This window comes from Amycolatopsis sp. (assembly GCF_035276945.1).
GTDB lineage: Bacteria > Actinomycetota > Actinomycetes > Mycobacteriales > Pseudonocardiaceae > Amycolatopsis_E.
On record NZ_DATELF010000164.1, the window covers coordinates 14,128 to 39,557 of the forward strand.

Sequence of the window (25,430 nt, forward strand, 5' to 3'; positions counted from 1 at the left end):
TCGGGCCGTTGACAATTCCTCACAAGTGGTGTGGAATCCGCGGCACTATGACAACGTTGTCGGAAGGGGCGCGAAGACCGGCTGGCCGCCGCGCGACGATGAGCGACGTGGCCCGGCTGGCGGGGGTGAGCATCAAGACCGTCTCGCGGGTGGTCAACGACGAGCCCGCCGTCCATCCGGAAACCGCCGAACGGGTGCTGGCGGCCATCGAGCAGCTCGACTTCCGGCGCAACCTCGACGCCCGCAACCTTCGCCGCGGCTCCACCACGGGCACCATCGGCCTGGTCGTGGAGGATGTCGGCAACCCGTTCTACTCCGAGCTGAACCGGGCGGTGGAGCGGATCGCCGCTTCCTTCGGCAGGCACGTTCTCACCGGTTCATCCGGCGAGAACTCCGATCGCGAACGCGAGCTCGCCCTGGAGTTCTGCGCCCGGCGAGTGGACGGGATGCTCGTGGTGCCGGCCGGCGCACGGCACGGTTACCTCGTCCCGGAGATGCGCGCGGGCACCCCGGTGGTGTTCCTCGACCGCCCGCCCGGCGACATCGTGGCGGACACCGTCCTGGTCGACAACCTCGGCGGCACCATCGAGGCGGTCGCCCACCTGGCCCGGCACGGGCACCGCCGGATCGCGTTCCTGGGCGACCGCCCGGACATCTTCACCGCGCACGAGCGGCTGCAAGGTTTCCGGGAAGGCTGTGTGCGGGCGGGCCTGCGCTACGACGACCGGCTGGCCCTGCTGCGCACCCCGACTCGCAAGAGCGTCGCGGACGCCGTCCGGAGGCTGCTCACCGGCCCCGACCACGCTACCGCGGTGATCGCCGGGAACAACCGCATCACCGTGCAGCTACTGCGCGAGCTGGCGCACGTCACGCCCCGGCCCGCCGTCGTCGGCTTCGACGACTTCGAACTCGCCGATCTGCTGGACCCGCCGGTCACGGTGATCGCGCATGATGTCAGCCGGCTCGGCGAAGCCGCGGCCGAGCTGCTGTTCGCCCGGATCCACGGCGAGGATTCCGCGCCGAGAAAGGTAGTTCTGCCCGTGCACCTGGTACCCCGCGGCTCCGGTGAGGTGACCCCGTGAGTGCTCCGATCAAGCTTTCCGCCAACCAGCCGCCACAATTCTACCGTGGCGGCGCGGCCATCGCGGCGCTCCGTGGCTCCACTTCGGACAGCACGTTCGGACCGGAGGACTGGGTCGCCTCCACCACCACGCTCCACGGCCGGCCCGGGAACGGCCTGACCAAGCTGCCCGACGGCCGATGGCTGCGCGACGCGGTCATTGCCGACCCCGAGCGCTGGCTGGGCGCCAAGCACGTGGCCGCGTTCGCGGATTCGACCGCCCTGCTGGTCAAGCTGCTCGACGCCGGGCAGCGGCTACCGGTGCACTTCCACCCGTCGGACACCTTCGCCCGGAAGCATTTCGACTCGCATTTCGGCAAGACCGAAGCCTGGATCGTGGTCGGCACCTCGGGCGAGGACCCGCGGGTCTACCCGGGTTTCCGCGAGACGGTCAGCGCGGCGACGGTCGACGAATGGGTGCGCGAGCAGGACAGCGACGCCATGCTCGGCGCGCTGAACAGCGTGCCCGTCCGTCCGGGCGACACGGTGTACATCCCCGCGGGGCTGCCGCACGCGATCGGTCAGGGCGTGTTCGTGGTCGAGTTGCAGCAGCCGACCGACTTTTCGCTCACCATCGAGTGGCGGGACTTCCTGCCCAGCCCCGAACGTGGTCATCTGGGCATCGGCTTCGAGACGGCGATCGAGGCGCTGGACATTACCGCGCGGGATCCGGAAACGATCATCAAGCACACCGCCGAACTGGCCGGACCCACGGTGGACCTGCTGGCGGCGGGGTCGTCGGCGTTCTTCCGTGCCGACCGGCTGCATCCCGCCCCCACGCTGGCGCTGGACCCGTCGTTCGCGGTACTGGTCGTGCTCGACGGCCAGGGCCGGCTCGACTCCGAGGACGGTGTCGCGTGTGAACTGTCCAAAGGAGATACTCTCGTCGTCCCGTACGCCGCGGGCCAGATCGAGGTGTCGGGCGAGCTCACGATCATCCGCTGCCGGCCTCCCGAGGTGCGCTGATGGGTGACGCACTGTTGGACGCGCGGCAGATCGTCAAGCACTACGGATCCGTCGAGGCACTTCGTGGTGCCTCGTTCCAGGCCAGGGCGGGCGAGGTCACCGCGCTCATCGGCGACAACGGTGCCGGGAAGTCGACGCTGATCAAGTGCCTGTCCGGCGCCGAGCAGCCGACCTCCGGCCGGATCCTCCTGGACGGCAAGGAAATCCACCTCGACTCGCCGACGACCGCGCGACGGCTCGGAATCGAAACCGTGTACCAGGATCTCGCGGTGGCGCCCGACCTCGACCCGGCCGCGAACCTGTTCCTGGGCCGGGAGATCCCGCGCCGCGGGATCCTCGGCAAGCTCGGCATGCTGGACAAGGCCGAGATGCGCAGGCGCTCGGTCGAGGAGTTCAAACGGCTCGGTGTCACCTTGCAGAGCGCGGACGTGCCGATCGGATCGCTGTCCGGCGGGCAGCGGCAGAGCGTCGCGGTCGCGCGGTCGGTGGTGTGGGCGAGCAAGGTGGTGTTCATGGACGAGCCCACCGCCGCACTCGGCGTGGTGCAGCGCGAACGGGTGCTCGAGGTGATCCGGCGGGTGCGCGACGAGGGCATCGCGGTGGTGCTGATCAGCCACAACATGCCCGAGGTGATTTCGGTCGCGGACCGGATCGAAGTGCTCCGGCTGGGCACCCGGGTCGCCCGGTTCACCGCCGCCGACGCCACGCTGGAAAACCTCGTCGCGGCGATGACGGGCGCCCTCACCCAGGAGGAAGTTCCATGATCATGAAGCCACTGCTGTCGAACCGGCCAGGGCGAAGCCGCTGTCGAGGCGGCAGGGCAGCCTCCGGCACGACGTGCCCGCTCCTCGCGAGGAGCGTCCTGTCGACACGGTCGCGCGCAAAATCGCGAAGCAAGGAGTAGTCGCGTGAGTGTGACGAAAACCGAGGTCCAGTCCTCTGTGGAGGGTGGGTTCGGGAAGCGGACGCCGGGCAGGCGGCTGGTCGCGGCCAACACGTTCTGGATCGGGCTGGTGCTGCTCGCGTTGATCGTGGTGTTCACCGTGCTCGCGCCGGGCCAGTTCGCCACCCTGTTCACCTTCCAGACCTTGCTCATCGAGACATCGGTGCTGCTGGTGCTCTCGGTCGGGATGACCTTCGTGATCATCACTTCCGGCATCGACCTGTCCGTCGGCTCGGTGCTGATCTTCTCCGGCATGATGTGCGGCAGGACCATGGAGTGGCTCACCGGCGGCAACGCCGGTTCGGCGGGCTGGGGCGTGATCGGGATCGGCCTGGCCGCGGCGGTCGTCTCGGGCACGCTCTGGGGTCTGCTCAACGGTTTCCTGATCGCGGTGGCGAAGATCCCGCCGCTGATCGTCACGCTGGGCACGATGGGTGCCGCGCTCGGGGCGGCCTACCTGCTCAACAACGGCTCCGACGTGCGCAGCGTACCGACGGCGCTGAACCGCACGCTCGGCTACGGCACGTCGTTCGGTGGGATACCGAACCTGGTGCTGGTGGCCGCCGTGATCACCCTGATCGGCGGCTGGCTGTTGCACACCACCCGGTTCGGCCGCTACACCTACGCGGTCGGGTCCAATGCGGAGGCGGCGCGGCGGGCCGGCATCGGCGTCACGGCGCACCTGCTCAAGGTGTACCTGCTGACCGGTTTCCTCGCCGGGATCGCCGGTTTCATGTCGCTGGCTTACTACGCGTCCACCACGATCACCGCGCACACCACGGACAATTTGAACGCGATCGCGGCGACCGTGATGGGCGGCACGAGCCTGTTCGGCGGCGTCGGTTCGGTGCTCGGCACGGTGATCGGGGTGTTCATCCCGGCCGTACTGAAGAAGGGGTTCAACATCACGCAGGTCCAGGACTTCTGGCAGATGATCGCGGTCGGCGCGGTGCTCGTCGCGGCCGTCTGGTTCGACCAGCGGCGCCGCCGATCGCGGAATTCGCGCTAGGTTTTCTTCCGAAGCGGCGGAGCCGCTCGCGGCGAGGCGCACAATCTGGGGGTTTGCATCCTTGGAAGGCACCAGTTCCGCTACCCGCACCGCCACACGAACTTTGATACAGGCCCTAAGCCCTACGACGAAGTAGAGGAGTGTTGATGAAGAAGTACCTCGCGGCTGGTGTGTCGGCCGCGGCAGCCCTGTTGCTGGCCGCCTGCGGCTCCGGGCAGGTCGGTCAGTCCGGAAGTGGCGACAGCGCGCCGGGCAACAAGAATCTCGTGCTGATTCCGGGGGTGCAGGCCGAGCCGTTCTACATCTCGATGCAGTGTGGCGCGCAGGCCGAGGCGCGGAAACTGGGGTACACGCTGACCACGCAGGCGCCGCAGCAGTTCGACGCCGCGTTGCAGACCGAGAAGGTCAACGCGCTCGGCTCGAATCCGCCCGCCGGGCTGCTCATCGCGCCGACCGACGACACCGCGATGCTCGCGCCGATCCAGCAGGTCGCGAACCGGGGCACGAAGATCGTCCAGGTGGACACCTCGCTCAAGGACTCGAGCGTGGCCGTGTCGTCGATCTCGTCGGACAACACGCAGGGCGGCCAGTTGGCGGCCGACACGCTCGCGCGACTCGCCGGCGGCCGGTCGGGTTCGGTGCTGGTACTGGACACCAAGGCCGGGACCTCGACCACCGCCGCCCGCGCGGCCGGTTTCACCGGCCAGTTGAAGAAGTACCCCAACCTCAAGGCGCTGGACGTCCAGTTCACCAACAACGAGCCGGAACAGGCGGCCGCGAAGGTGACCGCGGCACTGGCGGCCAATCCCGACCTGGTGGGAATCTTCGCGACCAACCTCAACACCGGCGAGGGCGCGGCGACCGGGCTCCGTAACGCGGGCAGGACCGGCCAGGTGAACCTGGCCGGCTTCGACGCCAGCCCGTCCGAAGTGGAGGGCCTGCGTAACGGCGAGTACCAGGCGCTGATCGCGCAGGACCCGGGCGCGATCGGGCAGCAGGGGGTCGATCAGGCCGTCAACGCGCTGGAGGGCAAGCCGGTCACCGCGAAGATCACGGCCGGCCTGAACTCCATCACCAAGGCGAACATGGACGCCAACTCGCAGTACTTCTACAAGCAGTCCTGCTGAGTGTCGGCCAGGTATCGCTCGAAGAAGGCAGGGTCGCCCGCCAGGGACACGCACCGAGCGAGCCCGGCCACCCCCAGCGCGGCCAAGTCCGGAATGGATGGTCCGCCCGGCCACGGTTTGGCGTTCACCGCGGCCGGGTTGACCGCCTGGACGAATCCGGCGAGCACGACCGGCGAGCACGGCCAGGATCGGACGGACACAGTCCGCGCCCGCCGCCAGGTACGCCTTCGCCCGCTCGATCGCCTCCGGCAGCACCGCGCTCGTCCTCGGCGTCCTCGCACAGGTCGATCCGCGCGTTGACGACGTGATCCTGCCCGGCGGCCTCGCCCACCGCCGCGAGCCGGTCCGCCTGCTCGGCGACCGGCCGCGGCGCGCCCCTGAGGTGAGCGGTGTCCTCCAGGTCGCAGCCCACCGCACCGGTTTCCAGCAGCCGGCTCACCAGTTCCGCGGCGGGCAGCCGGTAGCCGGACTCGGCGTCCACCGTCACCGGCACCGAGACCGCGCGGGCGATCCGGGCGGCGGCGGTGAACATCTGCGCGGCCGGGGCGCTCCCCGTCGGCGTAGCCGAGTGCCGCCGCGACCGCCATCAAACTCGTTGCTACGGCAGGGAATCCGGCCGCTTCGACCGCTCACGCGGCGTCCGCGTCCCACGCGTTCGGAAGAACCAAAAGCTCACCGGGGACGTGTAGTGCGCGCAGCGCCGAGGGGGTCTGGGGGCTTGCACCCCCCCGATGGCACCGCGGTCACCGCGGATCCGGCGGGAGCGGCTTGTGGCTGGTCACACTCAGCCGGTTGAACGCATTGATCACGGTCGCCGCCCAGGCCACGGCCGCGTACTGCTCCTCGGTGAAGGCCGCGGTCGCCTGTTCGTAGACGTCGTCGGGCACATCCTGGTACTGCGAAAGGCGGGTCATCGCGTCGGTCAGTGCCAGCGCGGCCCGTTCCTGTTCGGTGTAGAGGTCCGTCTCCCACCATGCCCCGAGCATGACGATCCGGCGTTCGCTCTCCCCCAGTTTCCGCGCGTCCCGTGCGTGCATGTCCAGGCAGAACGCACAGCCGTTGAGCTGCGAGGCGCGGATCTTCACGAGTTCGATCAGCCGCTGGTCGAGCCCGGCGTCGGCAGCCGCTTTCTCGACGGTGGTGTGCAGGGCGATGAGGTACTTGTGGGCCTCGGGCAAGGCCGGTGACAGCTGGATTCGCTTGCTCATGAAAACGATGTTAATGACGACTGGCCCACATGTATGGTCCAGTCTCATGGCAGTTCCGTGGTCCAGTTCCGATCTCCACCTTGACTGGCAACCGGACGGGGGGCGGCGCGGTCTCGCCGAGGCATTGCGCCGCGCGATCCGGGACGGCCGGCTTTCGCCCGGCGCCGTCGTGCCGTCCACCCGCACCCTCGCCAGGGACCTCGGCGTGGCCAGGGGAACGATCACTCGCGTCTACGCGGACCTGACCGTGGAGGGTTACCTCTACACCAGCCAGGGCGCGCCGACGAGGGTCGCGGCAACGGGCGCCCCGCCGATCGCGCCGCCCGAGGAGAAGATCCGTCCGCGCGCCGCCCCGTGGGTGCCGGACGCTCGCTGGGACCTCTATCCCGGACGTCCCGACCTGTCGGCATTCCCGCGCGCCGCCTGGCTTTCCGCCGCACGACGGGTTCTGCAGGATGCCCCCGCCGCCGCGCTCGACTACGGTGACACCCGCGGGCCGGCCGCGCTGCGCGAGGCACTGGCCCGCTACCTCGCGCGCACCCGCGGCGTGCTCGCCGACCCGGGCCGGATCGTGCTGTGCGGCGGCTTCAAACACGCGATCACCGCGCTGGGGCACGTGTTCGGTGAACTCGCCTTCGAGGACCCGTCACTGCCCGAGTTCCGCACGATGGCCACGCTCGGCGGCGCCCGCGTCACCGGGGTTCGGGTGGACGAGCACGGGCTTCAAGTATCCGAACTGGACAGTCCCGTTGTGGTCGTGACGCCGGCGCACCAGTACCCACTGGGCGTCACGCTCGCGCCGGAACGGCGTACCGCGCTCGCGCGCTGGGCCACCGATACCGGTGGGCTGGTGATCGAGGACGACTACGACGGCGAATTCCGGTTCGACCGTCAGCCGGTCGGTGCGGTCCAGGCGCTCGCCCCGGAACGCATCGTCTACGCCGGGACGGTCAGCAAGACGCTCGTCCCGGCTCTGCACATCGGCTGGCTCGTCGTGCCGCGAGCACTCGCCGAGCCGGTGCGGGACGCGCTGGCCGGCACCGGCTGGCGCCCGCCGGCGTTGGACCACCTGATCCTCGCCGAGCTGCTGAACTCCGGCGCGTACGACCGGCACGTACGCCAGCGCCGCGCCGCCTACCGCCGTCGCCGTGACCGCCTGCTCGGCGCGCTGCCGCCCGGATTCACGCCGACCGGGATTTCGGCGGGGCTTCACCTGATGCTGGGAATTCCGGGCACCAGCGAAGAGGAAGCCCTGGCCACGATCTCGCGGCACTCCGTCGCCGTGGACGGCCTCGCTCGCCACCGCATGGCGGAGCAACGGGAACCGGGCATCGTCGTCGGCTACGCGACACCCGCCGAGCACGCCTTCGGCCCCGCCCTGGAGGCGTTGGTGACCGCGCTGCGAGAGATCACGGCGTAAGACCTGTCGCGGCGCGGATGACGTGCCGCGCCGCGTCGTCGGTGCGCTGGCGGTCACCGGTGAGGTACCGGTCGAGCGCCAGCCCGCGCAACCCGCTGACCAGCACGGTCGCCCTCGCCACCGCGTCCCGCCGCCGGTGGCCGGCCTCACGAAGGACCCGCGCCAGCGGCGTCACCCAGGCCTCGATCGCCTCCGCGGCGAACTTGCCGTAGACGTCCGGCTGGGTCAGGGCCAGCGCCATCGCTTCGAGCAGCAGGCGCGTGCGTGGCTTCCGCTCCCCACCGGTGGTGAGATCGCGCCAGAGGCTCGCGGCGATCCCGGCGGGTGTCTCACCGGCTTCCCTCCGCGCATCGAGCAGCTCGGGGATGTCGGGCCGCGCCGCGGTCAGGGCCCGCGCGACAAGTTCCTCCTTGGTACCGAAGTAGTGCACGAGCATCCGGGAACTCGTGCCCAGCGCGGCCGCCAGCGGTCGCAGGGACAGCCCCGCGATCCCATGTTCCGCGGCATACCTCATCGTCCCCTCGAGCAACTCGGCTCGCCGGGCGACGTCAACAGGTCGGACCATGCTTTTAATGTACCAACTGCTACAGTTATGATCGGCCCGTGAATGAAACGCCTGCTACAGAAACCCGATGGCTGGTCATCGTCCAGCTGACCGCCCTGCCTGCCTGGCTCGGCCTCACGCGGGCACAACGACGCGAGATCGTCGACGGGCTCGGCCCAGTCGCCCGAGCCTTCGAGGACGTGCGGCTGCGATGGGTCGACGTGGAGGCGTTCACCGGGGAATGCAGCGACGTGCTGCTCGCGGAAACGAACGACCTTCGCTCGTGGAATCACCTCTTCGAGGCCCTCCGGGACACCGCCCTGTTCGCCCAGCCCTACTTCCGCCTCGAACGGATTCTCACCGGCATGGAGGACGGTTACCGTGACTACGAAAACCAGCGAGTTTCCTGAGCCGGATCGCGCCACCCGGGGTGCGACGGGGCCGGATGACGCCGCCGCTCATCCGCCCGCGCGCAGCTCGTCGATCAGCTTGTCAGCGGCGGCATAGGGGTCGAGTTCGCGGTTCACGACCTGGTCGGCCAGCACGGGCAGGCCCGCACCGTTGAGGTCGGCGAGTTCGGACCGGATCCGGCGCAGCACGATCGCCTCGACCTCGGCCGCGGCGCGCGCGGCGCGGCGGCGGGCCAGCTCACCGTGCGCGACCAGCCAGTCATGGTGCTCGGCGAGGGCACGGACGAGGTCCCCGGCACCCTCACCCTGGGACGCGACGGTTCGCACGATCGGCTGCCGCCAGCTCTCCCCACGGATCTCCCCGCGCGCGAAGGAGATCATTTGCTTGAGGTCCCGCACCACGACCTCGGCGCCGTCACGGTCGGCCTTGTTCACCACGAACACGTCGGCGATCTCGAGCACGCCGGCCTTCGCCGCCTGTATCCCGTCACCCATGCCCGGCGCGAGCAGCACCACGGTGGTGTCGGCCAGCCGTACGACGTCCACTTCAGACTGTCCTACCCCGACGGTCTCAACGAGCACCACGTCGAAGCCCACGGCGTCCAGCACGCGCACCGCCTGCGGGGTGGCCCAGGCGAGCCCGCCGAGGTGGCCGCGGGTGGCCATGGAACGGATGAACACGCCGGGGTCGGTGGCGTGCTCGGTCATCCTGATCCGGTCGCCGAGCAGGGCGCCACCGGAGAACGGCGAGGTCGGGTCGATGGCGAGCACGCCGACCCGCTTGCCGTCGGCGCGCAACGTGGACAGCAGCATCGACGTCGAAGTCGACTTGCCGACGCCGGGCGGGCCGGTGAGCCCGATGACCCGCGCGCCCCCGGTGTACGGGGTCAGCGCCGCGGCGACCTCACGCAGGCTGGGATGCGCGTCCTCCACCAGCGAGATCAGTTTGGCCACCGCGCGCGGCTGCCCGTCACGGGCCCGCTCGACCAGTTCCGTCACCGCCACCGGAGCTCGCACCATGCGGCCATCCTGCCCCCAGGCGGTCGGGACCTGAGAACCTACGCCGGGACTCGAAGAAGCAGCGCGTCGCCCTGACCGCCACCGCCGCACAATGCCGCCGCGCCGAGGCCACCGCCACGCCGCCGCAACTCGTGCACCAGGTGCACGACCAGCCGGGCACCGGACGCCCCGATCGGGTGGCCGAGCGCGATCGCGCCACCGTGGACGTTGACCTTGTCCGGGGTCAGCCCCAGCCGCTCGGTGGACACCAGCCCGACCGCCGCGAACGCCTCGTTGATCTCCACCAGGTCCAGGGCGCTCACGTCGAGCTTCGCTTTCGCCAGCGCGGCCTTGATCGCGTTCGACGGCTGCTCGTGCAGGCTGGCGTCCGGCCCGGCGACCACACCGTGCGCGCCGATCTCGGCCAGCGGCGCGAGGCCCAGTTCCTCGGCCTTCGCCCGGCTGGCGACCACGACGGCCGCGGCGCCGTCGGAGATCTGGGAGGCCGAGCCCGCCGTGATGGTGCCGTCGGAGGCGAACGCCGGCCGGAGCTTCGCCAGGCCCTCGGCGGTGGTGTCCCCGCGGACACCTTCGTCGGTGTCGAACACCACCGGGTCGCCCTTGCGCTGCGGGATCGAGACCGGGGCGATCTCCTCCTTGAACACGCCCGACGCGATCGCGGCCGCCGCCCGCTGGTGCGAGCGCGCGGAGAACTCGTCCTGTTGTGCCCGGGTCAGCCCGTAGCGGGAGTTGTGTTTCTCCGTCGAGGCGCCCATCGCGACCTGATCGAACGCGCAGAACAAGCCGTCGTAGGCCATGTGGTCGACGAGTGTCGTGTCGCCGTACTTGAATCCCGAACGTGACTTGGGCAGCAGGTGCGGGGCCTGCGTCATCGACTCCTGCCCACCCGCGACCACCAGGTCGAACTCCCCGGCGCGGATGAGCTGGTCGGCGAGCGCGATCGCGTCCAGCCCGGACAGGCACACCTTGTTGATGGTCAGCGCCGGCACGTCCATGCCGATCCCGGCGGCCACCGCGGCCTGGCGGGCGGGAATCTGGCCCGCGCCCGCGGTGAGCACCTGCCCCATGATCGTGTACTGCACGGCTTCCGGGGAGACCCCGGCCCGTTCCAGCGCGGCCTTGATGGCCACGCCGCCGAGCTGCGCCCCGGAGAAGTCCTTCAGGGAACCGAGCAAGCGGCCGATCGGAGTACGGGCGGCGCTCAGGATGACGGAACCGGACACGGAGGCCTCCAAACGTACGACGGCGTCGCTCCGACGATACCGGATATTACTAGCGGGTTAAGATGTGAGGTTACGCTCAGAACCCCGTGGGGCCCGAAGATTATCCTCTGACCATGCACGACGCGCTAAGGCCGTACATCACCACGATCGATCACGTCGGCGTCGCCGTCGCGGACCTCGACGCGGCGATCGACTTCTACGCCGAGCACTTCGGTCTCGTGGCGACGCACACCGAAACCAACGAGGAGCAGGGCGTGCGCGAGGCGATGCTGCACGCGCCCGGCGACGAATCGGGGCCGGCGATCCAGCTGCTCGCCCCGCTGGGACCGGAATCCACCATCGCGAAGTTCCTGCACACCAAGGGCCCCGGGCTGCAGCAACTGGCCTACCGGGTGACGGACATCGACGCGGTCACCGAAGCGTTGCGCGCGAAGGGCCTCCGCATGCTCTACGACAAGGCCAGGCGGGGCACAGCGGACAGCCGGGTGAACTTCGTGCACCCCAAGGACGCGGGCGGCGTGCTCGTCGAACTGGTGGAGCCCGCGAAACCTTGACCCTTTCCGGGTAACCCTGGGAGTCGAATTCGCTAGGGTGACGGGCGGGCCATCAGCGCGTCGGCGATGAAGTTGAGTTCACGTTCCATCAGATCCGGCGGGTCGTCCCCGGCATGCCGCGCCACCGAATGCCGGTAGCTGACCGCCAGCGCGAGCAACCCGGCCGCACTGTCCACATCGGCCACCGCGAGACCGCCCTCGCTCGCGGCGAGAATCACCGCCTTGACCTGCCGCACCAGCTGCTGGAAGCGATCCTGCAGCGCGTCACGCACCGCCCGGTGCGTGTCGGCCTCCCGCCACAGCAGGTGGGACAGCATCCGCGAGCGCGCCAGCCGCGCATCGAGCTCGGAAACCAGCCTTCGCAGGCTTTCCGCGATGTCACCCGGCACGACCACGCCGGTGGGGTCGATCTGCTCGTCGGGCAGCCGCTTGATCAGCGCGGCCAGCAGGTCGGACTTGCGGCGGAAGTAGTAGTGCACCAGCCCCTTGGGCACGCCGGCCCGCTCGGCGATCCGGGAGGTCGGGGTGGCGTCGAAGCCGTATTCGGCGAACAACTCCTCCGCGGCGACGAGAATCCGCTCCTTCGCCGGTGCCTGCTCGCCGTTCACCTTCCCAACCCTAAGCCACCTCGCGGGCAACGTGTGCCCGCGAGGTGGCTTTGCTCAGTGCTGGCCCGCCATCCGGCCGTGCGCGGCGTTCGCGACGGGGAGTGCCGCGGCACCCGCGATCACGGTCAGACCGCCCAGGATCCACGACGACCAGGACGCCCCGCTCAGATTCGTGTAGCCCATCACCCACGGCGAAATGAACAGCAGCGCGCCCAGCACGATCTGGAGTCCTTCGCCGTACACCAGGCCCGGCCTCGCCAGCGAGAGGAACCCGTCCAGCGCGATCAGCGCGCCCAGCACGATCATCGCCCACATCGCCTTGGTGGTGGTGTCCACCCAGAGGAATGACAGCACCGCCACCACTCCGAGCACGACCTCGGCCCAGTCGTGCGGGCGCCGCCAGGCAGCCGTCGCGGGCTCGGTCATCGTGATCACCTCCGAAAACGCTCCGGGGACCGCTCCCGTGCGGCCCCACCGTGTCCATGATGCGCCTTGGTTGGCCGGCCGGTCAATGTTGTGCATCACGACCGGGGCAAATCTTGGGGTTTCGGCTGGCACGATGGGTTACTGACCAGTAGTCTTTGGTTTCCAGGACCATCGCAGGGAAGGCCCGCCCCATGAGCCAGCTGAAAGAGATCCGGGAAGCCATCCTCTCCGGCGATCTCGACGCCGTCTCGTCGATCGAGCTTCCGGAGAGCTATCGGGGCGTGACGGTGCACGCCGACGAGGTCGAGATGTTCGAGGGCGTGCCGAGCCGGGACAAGGACCCGCGCGAATCACTGCACGTGGACGAGGTCCCCGTCCCCGAACTCGGCCCCGGCGAGGCGCTCATCGCGGTGATGGCCTCGGCGATCAACTACAACACGGTGTGGACGTCGATCTTCGAGCCGCTGCCGACGTTCAAGTTCCTGCGCCGCTACGGCAAGCTTTCGCCACTGACCAAGCGCCATGACCTGCCCTACCACGTCGTGGGTTCCGACGCGGCCGGCGTCGTGCTGCGTACCGGGCCGGGCGTGCACAGCTGGAAACCGGGCGACGAGGTCGTCGCACACTGCCTCAACGTCGAACTCGAAGGCCCGGACGGGCACAACGACACGATGCTGGACTCCGAACAGCGGATCTGGGGCTTCGAGACGAACTTCGGCGGGCTGGCCGAGATCGCGCTGGTCAAGGCCAACCAGCTGATGCCCAAGGCGGCGCATCTGACCTGGGAGGAGGCGGCCTGCCCCGGTCTGGTCAACTCGACGGCGTACCGGCAGCTCGTCTCGCGTAACGGCGCCGACATGAAGCAGGGCGACGTGGTGCTGATCTGGGGCGCCTCGGGCGGCCTTGGCTCCTACGCCACGCAGTACGCGCTCAACGGCGGCGCGATCCCGGTGTGCATGGTGTCCAGTCCGGAAAAGGCGGAGATCTGCCGGAAACTCGGCGCGGAACTGGTCATCGACCGTAACGCGGAGGGTTACCGGTTCTGGCAGGACGAAAACACCCAGGACCCGAAGGAATGGCAGCGGTTCGGCGCGAAAATCCGCGAACTGACCGGCGGTGAGGATCCGGACATCGTGTTCGAACATCCCGGCCGGGAAACGTTCGGGGCCTCGGTCTACGCCGCCCGGCGCGGCGGCACGATCGTCACCTGCGCCTCGACCTCCGGCTATCTGCACTCCTACGACAACCGGTACCTCTGGATGAACCTCAAGCGCATCATCGGCTCGCATTTCGCCAACTACCGGGAATCCTGGGAAGCGAACCGTTTGATCGCCAAGGGTCTGATCCACCCGACGCTGTCCAAGACCTATTCGCTGGAGGAGACCGGGCAGGCCGCGCTGGACGTGCACGGCAACACGCACCAGGGCAAGGTCGGCGTGCTGTGCCTGGCGCCCGAAGAGGGCCTCGGTGTCCGTAATGAACTCCTCCGCGCCAAACACCTCGAGCGAATCAACGCCTTCCGGGGCGCCTGAGCACCAGCGGCGCCGCACCGCCCTCAGCGCGAACGTTTCCGGTCCAGCTAGTCTCGTACGCATGAGCCTTGGCGACGAACGGGAACTTGTACCGCTGGGCGCCGGCTTCGATCTGGCGAAGCGCGGCTACGACCGGCACCAGGTCGACGAGCACCTGGAACGGCTCGACGCCGACCTGAAGATGCTGGCCGCCGACCGCGACGCCGCCATCTCGCAGGCGGGCGATCTCGCGCGGCAGCTGGAGCAGGCACGCGGCGAAATCGACAATCTGCGTGGTCAGGTCGACCGGCTGGGCCAGCCGCCGACAACCGTGGAGGGGCTGTCCGAACGGCTCCAGCGCATGCTCCGCCTCGCTCAGGAGGAAGCGGCCGACACCCGGGCGCGCGCGGAGGCCGAGGCCGGGCACATCCGCGCCAAGGCCGAGGCCGACGCGAGCGCGATGCGGGCCCGCTACGAGCAGTTGCTGTCCGAGCTGGACGCGCGCCGCAAGGAGATGGAAGCCGAGCACCGCGGTGTCCTGGAGACCGCGCGGGCCGAAGCCGAGTCGATCACCACGAAGGCGAAGGAGGAACGCGACCGGCTCGACCAGGAGGCCGAGCAGCGCCGCGCCCAGGTCGAGGAGGACTTCGAGATCGCCATGGCCGCACGCCGCACCGAGGCGATGCGGGTGCTGGCCGAGCAGGAGGCCGCGAGCAAGGCCGAAGCCGAGCGCCGGGTCCGGGAGGCCACCGAAGAGGCCGCGGCGATCCGCGCCAAGGTCGCCGAGGAGCAGAAGGCGGCCGCGGCGGACATCGAGAGGCGGCGGCGCGAGTCGATCGGGGACGCCAACCGGCGCAAACAGGACTCCATCACCGAGGCGAACGCGCGCTTGGCGGAAGCAGCCGACGAAGCCAACCGCCGGGTGCGGGAGGCCACCGAGGAGTCGAACCGCCGGATCAACGAGGCCGCCGACCGGGTCGAGACGCTGCGGAAACTGCGGGACGGCATCGCAGCCCAGGTCAGGGGCGCCCGGGCGGTGCTGCTCGAGGCCAACGCGGTGCTCGGGGAGGGCGACGCCGACGTCCAGCCGCTGGCCAGGACGCGGGCGAAAGCGCCCGCGAACGGTGCCGCGGCCAAAGCGACTGGCGAGTAGGGTAGGGCCACTTTCTCTCCTCCTCGTGGGGGCGCGCCGCCGCTGGAGGGCAAGTTTTCTTGCCGGCAAGGCCCGACGGAGGATTCGGATGGCCGCTTGCCAGACCGTGGTCGTCGGCAGCGACGGTTCCGATTCGTCGTTCCGCGCCGTGGATCGTGCGGCCGCGGTGAGCGCGGACTCTGGCGCGTGATCGTCCGTGCCTACTATCCGGCGGGCGGCAAGGAGGTCGAAGCCGCCCAGGACGTGCTGGGCGACGAGGTATACCAGGTCGTCGGCTCCGCACGCGCCGAGGACACCTTGCGGAGCGCGCGGGACCGGGCGGTCAAGGCAGGCGCGGCGAAGGTGGAGACGGTGGCCGTCGTGGGTGAGCCGGTGGACTCGCTGCGGCAGGTGATTTCGGAGCGGTCGGCGGACCTGCTGGTCCTGGGCAACCGCGGACTGAACACGCTCGCGGGCCGGATCCTGGCATCGGTGCCGGCCGAGGCCGCCCGCAACGCCGGGGTGGAGGTACTGATCATGCACACCACCTGACCGCCGTGGACCAAAAACAGCTGGAAAAGATCCTGCTCGGCGGTCCCCCCGCCGGTACACCCGGCACGAGGTCGCCGAGAAGGCCGGGTGCCCCTGGACCGCGCGATCCGGTTGTGGCGGGCACTCGGGTTCGCGACCGTCGGCGACGAGAAGGTCGTGTTCACCGACGCCGATCTCGAAGCGGTCCGCCGCGCCGGCCAGCTGATCTCCTCGGGGCTGCTCGACCGGAGCCTGGAAATGCCGGTGACCAGGGCGCTCGGCCAGCACCTGTCGCGGCTGGCCGAGTGGCAGGTGGGGATGCGGTGGTCGCTGATCGGCCACAGCGAGGAGCCGGGCCGGGACGACCGGCAGAGCGCGTTGCTCGTCAAGCGCCTGCTGCCCGAACTGGAACGGGTGCAGACATTCGTGTGGCGGCGGCACCTCGCCGCGTTCGCCGGCCCGGCGCCGGCCGCGCCCGAAGTTGACCTCCAGGCACGTACGGAGGTCGCCGGCTTCGTCGATATCGTCGGCTACACCCGCTTGACCAGGCAACTCGACGAGAACCGGCTGAGTGAGGTGCTGGAACGCTTCGAAGCGCCGGCCTTCGACGTGATCGCCGAACACCACGGCCGGTGGTCAAGATGATCGGCGACGAGGTGCTGTTCGTGGCCGATTCCCCGTGCGACGCCACGGAAATCGCGCTGGGCCCGACCGAGCGGACCACCGCCGACGCCACCCTGCCGGACGTGCGCGCGGGCATGGCCGCCGGGCGGATTCCGAGCCGGTTCGGGGACGTCGACGGCTCGGTGGTGAACCTGGCCAGCCGGCTCACTCGACCGCGCGGCCGCGCATGATCCTGGTGGATCGGGAACTGGCCGCGGAACTCGAAGCGGAGCCGCGCTACGTCGTGAAACCCAGCAGGCGGTGTCCGTCCGCGGTTACAGCCGGCTTCGTCCATTCGCCCTACGCCGTGCTCCGGAAGAGTGCTGAGCGCGGGATCGCCCAAATTCCCTATTTTCCCGGTATCCGGCAGGGGATAGGGTAACACAACGCACGCGAACCAACACTCTTCGAAGTGCTCCATTCGGTCTAGCAAGGAGATGGGGTCATGGTCGCGGAGGTACGCCCACCGCGTCACAACCCGTTGCAGGAGATTTTCTGGACGAGGACTGGTCTTCTGCTGCTCGTTCTCGTGGTCGCCTCGGGCGTCTGCCTGATCATCTCCGCCGGGATGGCACCCGGGACCTGGAAGAACCTGGTCAACGCGGCCGGCACGGGGACGCTCGTGTCCGCGATCGTCGGCTTCGGTCAGACGCTGATCACCGCCACCGCTTCGCAGCGCGCGCTGGTATCGCCCGTCATCGAGGAAAGCCGGCGGACGCTTCGGGAACTGGCGGCCGAGTACCGTTCCATGAACAAGGAATTCTTCCCGACGCACATCTTCGACGCGACGACCGAACCGGATCCCGCGTTCAACCGGCTGATGATGCAGGATCTGCGGACCACCCGGCAGTTCTTCTTCCGTGGTTTCTCGGCCCGGTACGCCGCGGCGCGGTTGTTGTTGTCCAATTCGGAATGGGAATTGCGGGTGATCATCGCCGACCCGCGGGACGCCACCACGCTGTCCGGCCGGGCCAGGCACCTGCTCCGGCAACAGGGCGTGACCGCGGACATCCACGTGATCCAGCAGGCGCTTTCGCACGAGGTCTCGATCGGACTGGTGGGACTGTACCTCGCGCGGAGCCGATGTGTCCGGATGGATCTCACGGTGGTGGCCGATCCTCCCCTGGACCGGCTCGAAATGTTCGACGAAAGTGTCTGGATCCACCTCTACAGCAACGCGGGCAGCATGGCCACCCTGTACCCGCGGACGCTGCGGTTCTCCGAAGGCTCGTTCATCTACGACATGGAACGCGCGGAATTCCTGCGGGTGTTCCGGTCCCGGGCGGCACGGCATTTCCAGCTCGCCCCGGACACCACCCGCCAGGGATTCATGGCGCTGTATCAGAAGGTCACCGGGAGCCCGCTGACCGAGGATCGGTTCCATGAACTGGAGAACGAGTTCCATGTGTTCCGGCACAAATTCCTGACCACCGCTGCTTTGGAGAACTGAAATGCTCACGGAAACATCGGCGCTCGGCGGGCTGACCGCGGAACTGGCCGGGCTCGAGGCACCGCTGGCCGCCCGGTGGGAGCGGGTCCACGAGATCTTCCTGTGCTGGGTGTGCCTGCCCGAGTTCCGGACCCACCTGCGCGACTTCGTCTACGATCGGCCCGCGGCGGAAGTCGCCGTCCGGTCGCGGGAGACCACCACGCACTTCGCGTGGTGCCTGCTCGACGAACCGGGCACGGAATTTTCCCTGTGGCTGCACGAATACAAGCCACAGCGCGACTGGCGGCGCGGCTACGCCGACTCCGTGCACAACCACCGCTACCACTTCTGCACCACCATGCTGCACGGCGGCTACCTGCAGGAGTCCTATGACGCGGAGGTGAGCACGGAAACCGGAATGATCACCTCGGTGTCCTCGCGCGGCCGTGCCAGATGTGGCATCGGCTCCTCCCGGATGATGCTGGCCTCGGATTTTCACCGGATCGTGACCGCCGAGGACGACACGATGACCTTTCTGGTGAAATCACGGCCGGTAACCGACTGGAGCCTTTCCTATGACCCTGAGTACGACATCGGGCACCGGCACGTACCGGTCGAGAATCGATTGGGGGAAATGTCCGAACGAATCTGACCCGTTTAACGCCGTGAACTGAACGTTCTGCGGTTACGATCTCTCCACCCGGTTGGGATCGGAGAGGTCGATGTACGCCCAAAATTCTGTCGCCGAGCAGACACTGTCGGAACCGACCATCGCCAAGCTCGAACGAGAAGTCCACGCACTGTGCCAGCGCCACGCCAAACGGCTGCCCTTTCACGGCTGGCACCACGTCAGTTTCGTCCGCGCCAAGGCCGCCGACTTCGCCCGCTGCAACGGCGCCAACATGCGCGTCGTGGAAGCCGCCGCACTGGTGCACGACGTCAACTACCTGAACCGGCGCAACTCCCCCGCCGCGGCCGGCCGGGACCTGCGCCTGGACCTGCTGCTCGCCGCAGGCGTCGGTCCCGAGATCGCCGAGTGGATCGACCGGATCGTCGACGAGGCCGAGATGGCCGACCGGGGTCCGGACATCTCCCTGGAGGCGCAGGCACTCAGCGACGCGGATACCCTGTTCAAGGCCCTGCCGATCACCCCCGTGCTGCTCGCACACCGGTATCTCACCGAGAACGCCATCACTCTCCGGGAGCTGGCACACAAGATCGTCGGCGAGCAGCGCGGAGTGCACGACGAGGGGTACTACTTCTACAACCCCGCCGCGGCCGAAACCTACTCCCGCTGGGCGCTGGCCAACCTCGAGTTGTGGCAGTGCATCAAGGAGGCGGTCGACGATCCCGACGTCGAAGATCTCCTCGGCGCGATCGCCTGAGCGCTGTCCCGGGGCGGAGGGTGGTGACCAAGACGTAACCGCTGACCGCCAGCACCCAGACCGGGAAGGCGAGTTCGACCCACAGGTCGCGGCCGGAAGCGAACAGCAGGACCAGCGCGATGAGGTAGCCGAGCCAGGTGAGCCAGCGCGGGAAGATACCCAGCCCGCGCCCGATCGTCGTGGTGGACAGCGTGAACACGGCCGCCATGCGCGCGCCGTAACTGGCAAGCAAGGTGAGGGCGAAGTGATGTCCCCACTGCCAGAGCTGAGGTTGGGCGGAGTTCGCCGGGGATGCCTCGAACGTGGACAGGAGGCCACCGACCGCTGCGGCGAGGACGAAGAGCACCCCGGTGAACAATATTCCGCTTCCCAGGAAGAGGGTGGCGAAGAACTTGTCTTCCGCCCGTCCGACGTAATCCCGCACCGCGCCGATGAACCAGAGGAAGAGAATCCCCGTGAACGGGAGCAGGTCGAGTGCCACGCGCAGGGTGTCCTGGTGCGAGGAGTCCGCGAGCCAGCCGGTCGCAGAGGCCGGATCGACGGGGATCGTGATGTGGATCAGGACTATGACAGTGCCCAACAGCAGGGCCGAGAGGATGCCCGCGACTCCGGCGGCACGTGGCGTCCGCAATGCCTGTCCGAGCTGCCCACCAGCGGCTTGCATGCCTTCCCCTCTCCCTTTCGGGAATGACCTGCGGGCCGCCCCGGGGGCGCTTCGGCATTCACTGTGGCCCCTCAGGGCCGTCACCAACCATCCCATCGGCGCGGTGCCCGCTTCGCCGACAGCGTCGGTCACGCGCAGCAGAACTTCCTCCCACGTGTGGGGCGAAAGTTCGCCGAACCTCCACGCCACGGCACTCCCGACACCCAGGGACTCGGCATCGCAACCGGCAACCCGGGCCCCTGGAGGCAGCTCGCGCACCCACCCAGGGGCCCCGAGATCAGCGCCGATCAGGCAGCGGCGTACTGGCGGACACAACCGCCTGACCAGCGACGGAAGCAAGATCACGGGACAAACGTGGGACCGAAGGGCCGCCCGCCCCTCGGAGGTACCCCATGTCCACCATCCACATCGGCCGCCACCGTCCGGCCGTCCCCGACCGTCACATCACCGAGGCAACGCGGTGAACCCGTTGATGCGACGCCTGCGCTGCCGGTCGGGCCGCTGTGGCGACCAGAAGATGAGGCGAAGGCCCTGGCCGAACGTAAGCGGTGCCCCCGCGTGCCCCGCGTGCGTCGCAGCCAGCGGGCGAGAGGGTGTCGCGAGTGACTGGGCGAGTGGATGGAGTGGGCGAGTGGGGCAGCCGCGAAAACGGGCTCCAGTAGCCGGTTTCCGGGCCTGATCCACCCGAGTCACCCGACCCACCTTTTGCAGGTCAACCCGGGTGGATGGGCCGGGTGGGTTGCCACCTCGGCCGGTCCGATCCACCCGGCTTTCCACCCTGCGAATCACCCACCATCCGCACTGGGCAAACCGACTGCTGACGACCACGGACGAGCCCGTGATCACGATCGGGTTATCGGTCTCGCCAGGCAAGCGGGGAGAGCTCCACGGCGACCTCGGCGACTCGTCGAGCTGTGCTGGTGGTCAAGCCTTTCAGGGCCGAGTCGATCCAGCCCTGCACCCGTTGAACGCCGAGGTCACGGTACTCCACGGCTTGGAGAAGCATTTCCAGCTTGTCGGCATCGCGGGCGCAGCGGGCCTCGAGGGTGCTGGCCGCCTCGTACTCGGCAACGGCCGAGCGCACGGACTCGCCGGCGGCGGTCGGCAGTCCCGCTGTCTGGTCGGCGGTGATCTGCCGCGGGTCAGGCTTGGTTAGATACGGCTTGACGGTGTGGGGTAGGTCGCCGGTACGGGTCTCCTGTGAGTCATGCCAGATCGCGAGATACGAAGCGCGGGCTGGATCGGCGCCTTCCTCTGCGGCGAGGAGTCCGGCCAGGTGCGCGACGCGCAGGGAGTGCTCCGCGACGGATTCCGGGTCTCGGACACCGGCGTGCCACCACCCGGCGCGCCGCATCCGCTTGAGGATGCCGAGCTCGTATGCGAACGCGGCAAGTGCCCTGGCTTCTGACACATGTTCTCCTAACGGTTAGCGATACGAAGCGCGTAGTAGAGACCAGCGAGCTGGTCGTGTCCGGTCCTGGTGAGCGATTCGCTCGCCGCGACGCAGTCAAACGGCTTCGCTCAACGGCGGCCGGAGCTGCGGCCAGTCCGTCAATATCGACGGTCGGGACGCTACCAGCGGGTAGAGCGTGTGCAGGTTCAACGGCAGATGTGCGGATGCGGAGTCGGGCCGGTAGGTGAGGTGCCACAGAAGTTGCGAACCGCCCCATGATCGGTGCGGTGCCCCGACGCCGTACCGGCCGAGCTTCCACGCGATCAATCCACTGAGGAGACAGTAATGGAATGTGGACTAATTTCCGGGACGCTACCGGTGCGGATTCCGGCTCAGGTTCCGCCGCCGCGCACAGCGCCGGACCCCCCCTGAACCCTGGTGAACGCGCCGAGTTGGTTCTCGCTGGCCTGCGCAACCTTGACGCTGTCCGGCCTGGTCACTTGGTGGGCGGCTGTAGCTGGTGTGGTGGCTCCGGTGGCTGGACCGACCCCGATACCGGGGAGTGCATCCAGTGCGGGGGAGGCAAGACCGGTAGCGACGACTTCACCCGGTCGGCAGCCCTCAACGACGGTACCGTCTATCTCCCGCGAATCGTAGGTTCCACTCACGGGTGACCATGAGAAGCCTTGTCCGGCGTGTAAGGGCCAGGGCTGGGTATGGGGTACCGTCGTCAACCGCAGGACCGGCAGCCGAGGACCCACACAAGAGACATGCCCGGGATGTGGTGGGACGGGGAGAGCATGAACGAATGGGTATATAGCCAGGCCGACCGCTGCACGACCTGTGACATGCGGGCCGTCATCCCGAACCAGGAGACCGCGGAGCGCTTCGTCACCAGGTCCGAGGGACGTTTGACCGCATTACCGTGCCCGCAGGGCAATGGCTGGCACCTGGTCTACGCCAAGGTAGAGCTCGCGACCCGCTGAGCGCACGAACAAGGCCCCCGCGCCCCCGCCGTTCTTTAGGTGGGCGTCGGTGCGGGAACCGTTCGCTGCGCTCAAGATGCAGCGCACCATGGGCCACGCCGACCTCGACGAGTTGGCTGGCTACGTGCAGGAGACCCCGCGGGCGCGGGCCGCCGCGCCCGGCGAGCTGCCCCCGCTGGCCGCGGTCGAGGATGTGGGACCGCGTGGGACCAACCTCGACGACCAGACGTTCCCAAAGACCCCGAAGGGAGATGAAAAACACCGCTTGACCTGCGATAACAATCCTAGAAAACCCCTACGGCTCCCGCAGGTCCCACTTCTCGTTTCCCGAGATCAGCGCCGATCAGGCAGCACGGCGTACTGGCGGATGTAGAGGTCGGTGTAGGTGACCGGGCCTCGGGGGCCGGGGACCTTGTCGAGGTTGATGCCGGTTTCGGGGACGGCGAGGAGCTTGAAGCCGTCGAGCAGGCGGGTGGGGGCGTTCCAGAAGACACCCGTGCCGGTGTAGCCGTCGAAGAAGGCGTTCGCGGCGGCCGTGTCCTCGGTGGCGATGCCGGCGGCGAGGCCCGAGGTCTGCTCGTTGGCGATGCGCACGGCTTCCTCGACACCGCTGACCGGCGCCACCGTCACGGTGGCCTCGCGAGCCGAGTCCAGCGCCCATTCGTACCCGATCGGGTGGTCGTGTGGCGGCAGTGAGGGCGTGACCGCGCGCTCGGCGAGAGCCTCCTCGATGACCGGCCAGAGCTGGTCCCGCGCCTCCGAGTGGATCAGCAACAGGTTGAGCCGGTTGCACACGCCGAGCCGGTCGAGGCTGCCGACGACCAGCGAGCGCACCATGGCGGGGTCGGCGGCCTTGTCTACGTACAGCACGCCTCCGCCGTCCGCGTGGGCCAGCGTGCGGACGCCGTGGGTGGCGGCCTCGGTCGCCAGCGAACGGGTGCTCTCCCCGCTGCCGCGCAGGATCACCAGCGGCACCAGATCGGGCAGCCGGACGAGCGCGGCAGCGGCCTCGCGTTCCATCCGCGGCACGAGCTGGACGACGTCGGAGTCGATCCCGGCGTCGGCGAGCGCGGGCGCGATCACGGTGTCCAGCAGCCGCTGCGCCGAACCGAGCGCGGCCGAACCGGTGCGCAGCACCCCGGCGTTGCGGGACTTGACGAGCTGGGACGCCACGTCGACGGTCACGTTGGGTCGCGCCTCGTAGTTCGCGCCGATCACGCCGACCGGACGACGACGCTCGACCAACCGCAGCCCGCCGTCCAAAATGGACAGCTGCCGCTCGCGCTCCTGGTGCGGGGCACCGGCCAGCAGCCGCAACTGCTCGGCCATCCCGGTCAGCCGCTCCGCGGTGATCGTCAAGCGGTCCAGCAGGCCCGCGCTCATGCCCTCGTCACGCGCCTTCGCGACGTCGGCACGGTTGGCGTCCAGCACGGTCTCCCGGCCGTCGAGCAGCCGCCCGGCCATGGCGGTCAGCGCCGTGTCGACGGCCTCGTCGGAGGCGGCGGCCAGCGCCGGGGCCGCCCGCTTGGCCGCTCGCGCGCACTCCTCGACAGACTTGGCCACCTCGTCCGACAACACCGCTGTTCCCTCCTGCTCGAGCTCGCGACCCGCGTGGCACATTCGGTCACGCGCCATCGCGTGGGCATCCAGTGTGCCTCACCCCCGGGTCACGGCTGCAGCGCGGGCTCCAGCAGCCAGGCACCTCCGATGATCAGGCAGCTGACCGCGATCACCCCGATGATCAGCACCCACAGGGCGGCGGGCACCCCGGTCAGCCGCGCGAGCTGGTCCACATCGGAGTCCCGGGCGTGGCCGCGGCGGCGTTTGGCCTGCAGCTCGAAGATCGGGCGGATCCCGCCGAGCAGCAGAAACCAGCTGATGAGGTACACGAACCACGCCTGCACGCTCGGTCCGGCCACCAGCGCGACGAGCGCGAGCCCGCCCGCGGTGAGCACCACGGACAGCACGCCGTAGACGTTGCGCACCAGCACGAGCACGCCGAGCAACAACAACGCGGCGACGACGAGCAGGGCCGTGATCCGGTCCGCCACCACCAGTCCGGCGAAGCCGAGCCCGAGCACAGCCGGGGCCGGATACCCGGCGAGCGCGGTCATGGCCATCCCGGGGCCGGTCGGCTTGCCGCTGGAGACGGTCACGCCCGAGGTGTCCGAATGCAACTGGATGCCCTTCAACCGTCTGCCCGCCAGCAAGGCGACCAGCGCATGGCCGGCCTCGTGCACGATCGTCACGATGTTGCGCGCCAGGCGCCACGGCGATCCGGACAGCACCAGCACCAGTGCCGCTCCGCCGGTGACCAGTGGTACCAGGACCGTCGGGTTCGGCTGGGCACCGAAGAAGCCCGCCGCAACAGCGGTGTCCGCGAAACTCACGTGCGAAAGCTCACCACATGGGTCGTCTGCGTCGTGTGATCGCCCCTCCCTCCTTCACAACAGAACCAAAAGGCGGCTACTGGACACGCAAAAGCAACGCCACCCAACTCCGGTATGGGCGCCACCTCTGCGTGATGCGCTCGAGTTCGGTCACGTCCGCATCCGGCAGGCCGTACGCCTCGCGCATCTTCGCGTGCACTCGCGGCTCGTCCGCGGGGAAGAAGTCCGGACGACCGGCGCCGCGGATCAGGATCAGCTGGGCCAAAACGGCCCGATACCCGGGAGCCGCTGAAGCCGCGCCAAGGCCTGCTCGGGCTCCATCGCGCGCAACGATTCGGCGTCGAGCAGCCCGTCCTCGGCGGCGCGGGCGATGGACCGCGGACGGTCGATCTTCACCGGAGCAAGACCCAGCGGCTGCTCGAGGGCCGCGAGCACATGCGGCGCCGGGAAGGACGCGAGGGGGTGTCCTCCGACCTCCACGACCTGGCCATGCCGCTCGGCGATCCGCTGTTTGATCCGCGCCGCCTGCGTCATCGAGATGCGGTTGCCGATGATCATCGAGCAGGCGGCCTCCGGGAGTTGTCTTGAACACGTAACCAAATAGACGGCCCCCGGCGGTGCTGCGAACACCAACCGAGGGCCTTGATCGGAAAGCTGGTTCCGACCCAATGAGTAACTCTACGGCCGCCGCTGAGGCAGCCAGACGCAGAACCGCCAGGCCGGCCGCGTCGGGACGCCGTCCAGCGTCCTGCTCGGCCCAAGCTCGTG

28 protein-coding genes and 2 pseudogenes are annotated in these 25,430 nt (G+C 69.0%); 16 read left to right on the forward strand and 14 right to left on the reverse strand.

Going from position 1 to position 25,430, the window contains the following annotated elements; genetic code table 11:
* Positions 1-98 precede the first annotated feature (98 nt).
* The 5 genes from VJT49_RS29875 to VJT49_RS29895 all read left to right on the forward strand — a co-directional run bounded on the left by VJT49_RS29875 (position 99) and on the right by VJT49_RS29895 (position 5,165).
* Positions 99-1,082, forward strand: a complete 984-nt coding sequence (locus tag VJT49_RS29875; protein ID WP_324168332.1) for a LacI family DNA-binding transcriptional regulator — start codon at positions 99-101, stop codon at positions 1,080-1,082.
* Entirely contained in the window at positions 1,079-2,086 is a 1,008-nt protein-coding gene (locus VJT49_RS29880; protein WP_324168306.1) for a mannose-6-phosphate isomerase, read from the forward strand. The genes VJT49_RS29875 and VJT49_RS29880 overlap by 4 nt, the downstream gene beginning before the upstream one ends.
* Complete coding sequence (locus VJT49_RS29885) at positions 2,086-2,850, forward strand: ATP-binding cassette domain-containing protein (protein ID WP_324168307.1); 765 nt, start codon at positions 2,086-2,088, stop codon at positions 2,848-2,850. The genes VJT49_RS29880 and VJT49_RS29885 overlap by 1 nt, the downstream gene beginning before the upstream one ends.
* A gap of 150 nt (positions 2,851-3,000) precedes the next feature.
* Entirely contained in the window at positions 3,001-4,038 is a 1,038-nt protein-coding gene (locus VJT49_RS29890; RefSeq protein WP_414636116.1) for an ABC transporter permease, read from the forward strand.
* A gap of 146 nt (positions 4,039-4,184) precedes the next feature.
* A complete protein-coding gene (locus VJT49_RS29895; RefSeq protein ID WP_324168309.1) occupies positions 4,185-5,165 on the forward strand; it encodes an ABC transporter substrate-binding protein in 981 nt (326 codons plus the stop codon).
* On the opposite strand, the gene VJT49_RS29900 is transcribed toward VJT49_RS29895, so the two are convergent.
* The 3 genes from VJT49_RS29900 to VJT49_RS29910 all read right to left on the reverse strand — a co-directional run bounded on the left by VJT49_RS29900 (position 5,147) and on the right by VJT49_RS29910 (position 6,373).
* The gene (locus tag VJT49_RS29900; protein ID WP_324168310.1) at positions 5,147-5,293 is read right to left on the reverse strand and encodes a hypothetical protein; all 147 of its coding nucleotides are present in this window, start codon (positions 5,291-5,293) and stop codon (positions 5,147-5,149) included. The two genes, VJT49_RS29895 and VJT49_RS29900, sit on opposite strands and share 19 nt — an antisense overlap.
* A complete protein-coding gene (locus tag VJT49_RS29905) occupies positions 5,290-5,697 on the reverse strand; it encodes an isocitrate lyase/phosphoenolpyruvate mutase family protein (protein ID WP_324168311.1) in 408 nt (135 codons plus the stop codon). Before VJT49_RS29905 ends, VJT49_RS29900 begins: the two co-directional genes overlap by 4 nt.
* 211 nt (positions 5,698-5,908) lie before the next feature.
* Positions 5,909-6,373, reverse strand: a complete 465-nt coding sequence (locus tag VJT49_RS29910; protein ID WP_324168312.1) for a carboxymuconolactone decarboxylase family protein — start codon at positions 6,371-6,373, stop codon at positions 5,909-5,911.
* A 46-nt stretch (positions 6,374-6,419) separates the two neighbouring features.
* Between VJT49_RS29910 and VJT49_RS29915 the strand changes: the two genes are divergently transcribed.
* Positions 6,420-7,793 (forward strand): PLP-dependent aminotransferase family protein, encoded by a 1,374-nt coding sequence (locus VJT49_RS29915; RefSeq protein WP_324168313.1) that lies wholly within the window; start codon positions 6,420-6,422, stop codon positions 7,791-7,793.
* Here the strand turns inward: VJT49_RS29915 and VJT49_RS29920 are convergent.
* Positions 7,783-8,358 (reverse strand): TetR/AcrR family transcriptional regulator, encoded by a 576-nt coding sequence (locus tag VJT49_RS29920; RefSeq protein WP_324168314.1) that lies wholly within the window; start codon positions 8,356-8,358, stop codon positions 7,783-7,785. The two genes, VJT49_RS29915 and VJT49_RS29920, sit on opposite strands and share 11 nt — an antisense overlap.
* A 38-nt stretch (positions 8,359-8,396) precedes the next feature.
* Between VJT49_RS29920 and VJT49_RS29925 the strand changes: the two genes are divergently transcribed.
* Entirely contained in the window at positions 8,397-8,747 is a 351-nt protein-coding gene (locus tag VJT49_RS29925; protein ID WP_324168315.1) for a darcynin family protein, read from the forward strand.
* A 48-nt stretch (positions 8,748-8,795) separates the two neighbouring features.
* Here VJT49_RS29925 and meaB read toward each other — a convergent pair whose 3' ends face one another.
* Positions 8,796-9,767, reverse strand: a complete 972-nt coding sequence (meaB, locus tag VJT49_RS29930) for a methylmalonyl Co-A mutase-associated GTPase MeaB (RefSeq protein WP_414636115.1) — start codon at positions 9,765-9,767, stop codon at positions 8,796-8,798.
* 38 nt (positions 9,768-9,805) lie between these two features.
* Positions 9,806-10,990, reverse strand: a complete 1,185-nt coding sequence (locus VJT49_RS29935; protein WP_324168317.1) for an acetyl-CoA C-acetyltransferase — start codon at positions 10,988-10,990, stop codon at positions 9,806-9,808.
* 113 nt (positions 10,991-11,103) lie between these two features.
* Between VJT49_RS29935 and mce the strand changes: the two genes are divergently transcribed.
* A complete protein-coding gene (gene mce, locus VJT49_RS29940) occupies positions 11,104-11,544 on the forward strand; it encodes a methylmalonyl-CoA epimerase (RefSeq protein WP_324168318.1) in 441 nt (146 codons plus the stop codon).
* A gap of 32 nt (positions 11,545-11,576) precedes the next feature.
* On the opposite strand, the gene VJT49_RS29945 is transcribed toward mce, so the two are convergent.
* Both VJT49_RS29945 and VJT49_RS29950 read right to left on the reverse strand, forming a co-directional pair.
* Positions 11,577-12,152 (reverse strand): helix-turn-helix domain-containing protein, encoded by a 576-nt coding sequence (locus VJT49_RS29945; protein ID WP_324168320.1) that lies wholly within the window; start codon positions 12,150-12,152, stop codon positions 11,577-11,579.
* Positions 12,153-12,206: 54 nt separating this feature from the next.
* A complete protein-coding gene (locus VJT49_RS29950) occupies positions 12,207-12,578 on the reverse strand; it encodes an SPW repeat protein (RefSeq protein ID WP_324168321.1) in 372 nt (123 codons plus the stop codon).
* 191 nt (positions 12,579-12,769) lie between these two features.
* Here VJT49_RS29950 and ccrA point away from each other — a divergent pair, with 191 nt between their 5' ends.
* The 7 genes and pseudogenes from ccrA to VJT49_RS29985 all read left to right on the forward strand — a co-directional run bounded on the left by ccrA (position 12,770) and on the right by VJT49_RS29985 (position 19,229).
* Positions 12,770-14,110, forward strand: a complete 1,341-nt coding sequence (gene ccrA / locus VJT49_RS29955; RefSeq protein WP_324168322.1) for a crotonyl-CoA carboxylase/reductase — start codon at positions 12,770-12,772, stop codon at positions 14,108-14,110.
* Positions 14,111-14,171: 61 nt separating this feature from the next.
* Positions 14,172-15,242 carry a chromosome segregation protein gene (locus VJT49_RS29960; RefSeq protein WP_324168323.1) on the forward strand — a complete coding sequence of 357 codons (1,071 nt, stop codon included), beginning with the start codon at positions 14,172-14,174 and terminating at the stop codon, positions 15,240-15,242.
* An 88-nt stretch (positions 15,243-15,330) separates the two neighbouring features.
* Positions 15,331-15,773, forward strand: a pseudogene (locus VJT49_RS29965) (universal stress protein).
* Between the two features lie 5 nt (positions 15,774-15,778).
* Positions 15,779-16,742: pseudogene (locus VJT49_RS29970) on the forward strand (adenylate/guanylate cyclase domain-containing protein).
* 118 nt (positions 16,743-16,860) lie between these two features.
* Complete coding sequence (locus VJT49_RS29975; RefSeq protein ID WP_324168324.1) at positions 16,861-17,865, forward strand: hypothetical protein; 1,005 nt, start codon at positions 16,861-16,863, stop codon at positions 17,863-17,865.
* 1 nt (position 17,866) lies between these two features.
* Positions 17,867-18,496: a hypothetical protein gene (locus VJT49_RS29980; RefSeq protein ID WP_324168325.1), complete on the forward strand. Its 630-nt coding sequence runs from the start codon at positions 17,867-17,869 to the stop codon at positions 18,494-18,496.
* A 70-nt stretch (positions 18,497-18,566) separates the two neighbouring features.
* Positions 18,567-19,229, forward strand: a complete 663-nt coding sequence (locus tag VJT49_RS29985; RefSeq protein WP_324168326.1) for an HD family phosphohydrolase — start codon at positions 18,567-18,569, stop codon at positions 19,227-19,229.
* Here the strand turns inward: VJT49_RS29985 and VJT49_RS29990 are convergent.
* A complete protein-coding gene (locus VJT49_RS29990) occupies positions 19,174-19,893 on the reverse strand; it encodes a hypothetical protein (RefSeq protein ID WP_324168327.1) in 720 nt (239 codons plus the stop codon). The two genes, VJT49_RS29985 and VJT49_RS29990, sit on opposite strands and share 56 nt — an antisense overlap.
* Before the next feature lie 853 nt (positions 19,894-20,746).
* Complete coding sequence (locus VJT49_RS29995; protein ID WP_324168328.1) at positions 20,747-21,304, reverse strand: HD domain-containing protein; 558 nt, start codon at positions 21,302-21,304, stop codon at positions 20,747-20,749.
* 752 nt (positions 21,305-22,056) lie between these two features.
* Between VJT49_RS29995 and VJT49_RS30000 the strand changes: the two genes are divergently transcribed.
* Complete coding sequence (locus VJT49_RS30000; RefSeq protein WP_324168329.1) at positions 22,057-22,272, forward strand: hypothetical protein; 216 nt, start codon at positions 22,057-22,059, stop codon at positions 22,270-22,272.
* A gap of 333 nt (positions 22,273-22,605) precedes the next feature.
* Here VJT49_RS30000 and VJT49_RS30005 read toward each other — a convergent pair whose 3' ends face one another.
* The 4 genes from VJT49_RS30005 to VJT49_RS30020 all read right to left on the reverse strand — a co-directional run bounded on the left by VJT49_RS30005 (position 22,606) and on the right by VJT49_RS30020 (position 25,220).
* Positions 22,606-23,892 (reverse strand): aldehyde dehydrogenase family protein, encoded by a 1,287-nt coding sequence (locus VJT49_RS30005; RefSeq protein WP_324168334.1) that lies wholly within the window; start codon positions 23,890-23,892, stop codon positions 22,606-22,608.
* Between the two features lie 47 nt (positions 23,893-23,939).
* The gene (locus VJT49_RS30010) at positions 23,940-24,599 is read right to left on the reverse strand and encodes a M50 family metallopeptidase (RefSeq protein ID WP_324168335.1); all 660 of its coding nucleotides are present in this window, start codon (positions 24,597-24,599) and stop codon (positions 23,940-23,942) included.
* A 139-nt stretch (positions 24,600-24,738) separates the two neighbouring features.
* On the reverse strand, positions 24,739-24,927 hold the full coding sequence (locus VJT49_RS30015) for a hypothetical protein (protein ID WP_324168330.1): 189 nt from the start codon (positions 24,925-24,927) through the stop codon (positions 24,739-24,741).
* Positions 24,915-25,220, reverse strand: coding sequence for a hypothetical protein (locus tag VJT49_RS30020; RefSeq protein WP_324168331.1), 306 nt, complete (start codon positions 25,218-25,220; stop codon positions 24,915-24,917). Before VJT49_RS30020 ends, VJT49_RS30015 begins: the two co-directional genes overlap by 13 nt.
* Positions 25,221-25,430 lie beyond the last annotated feature (210 nt).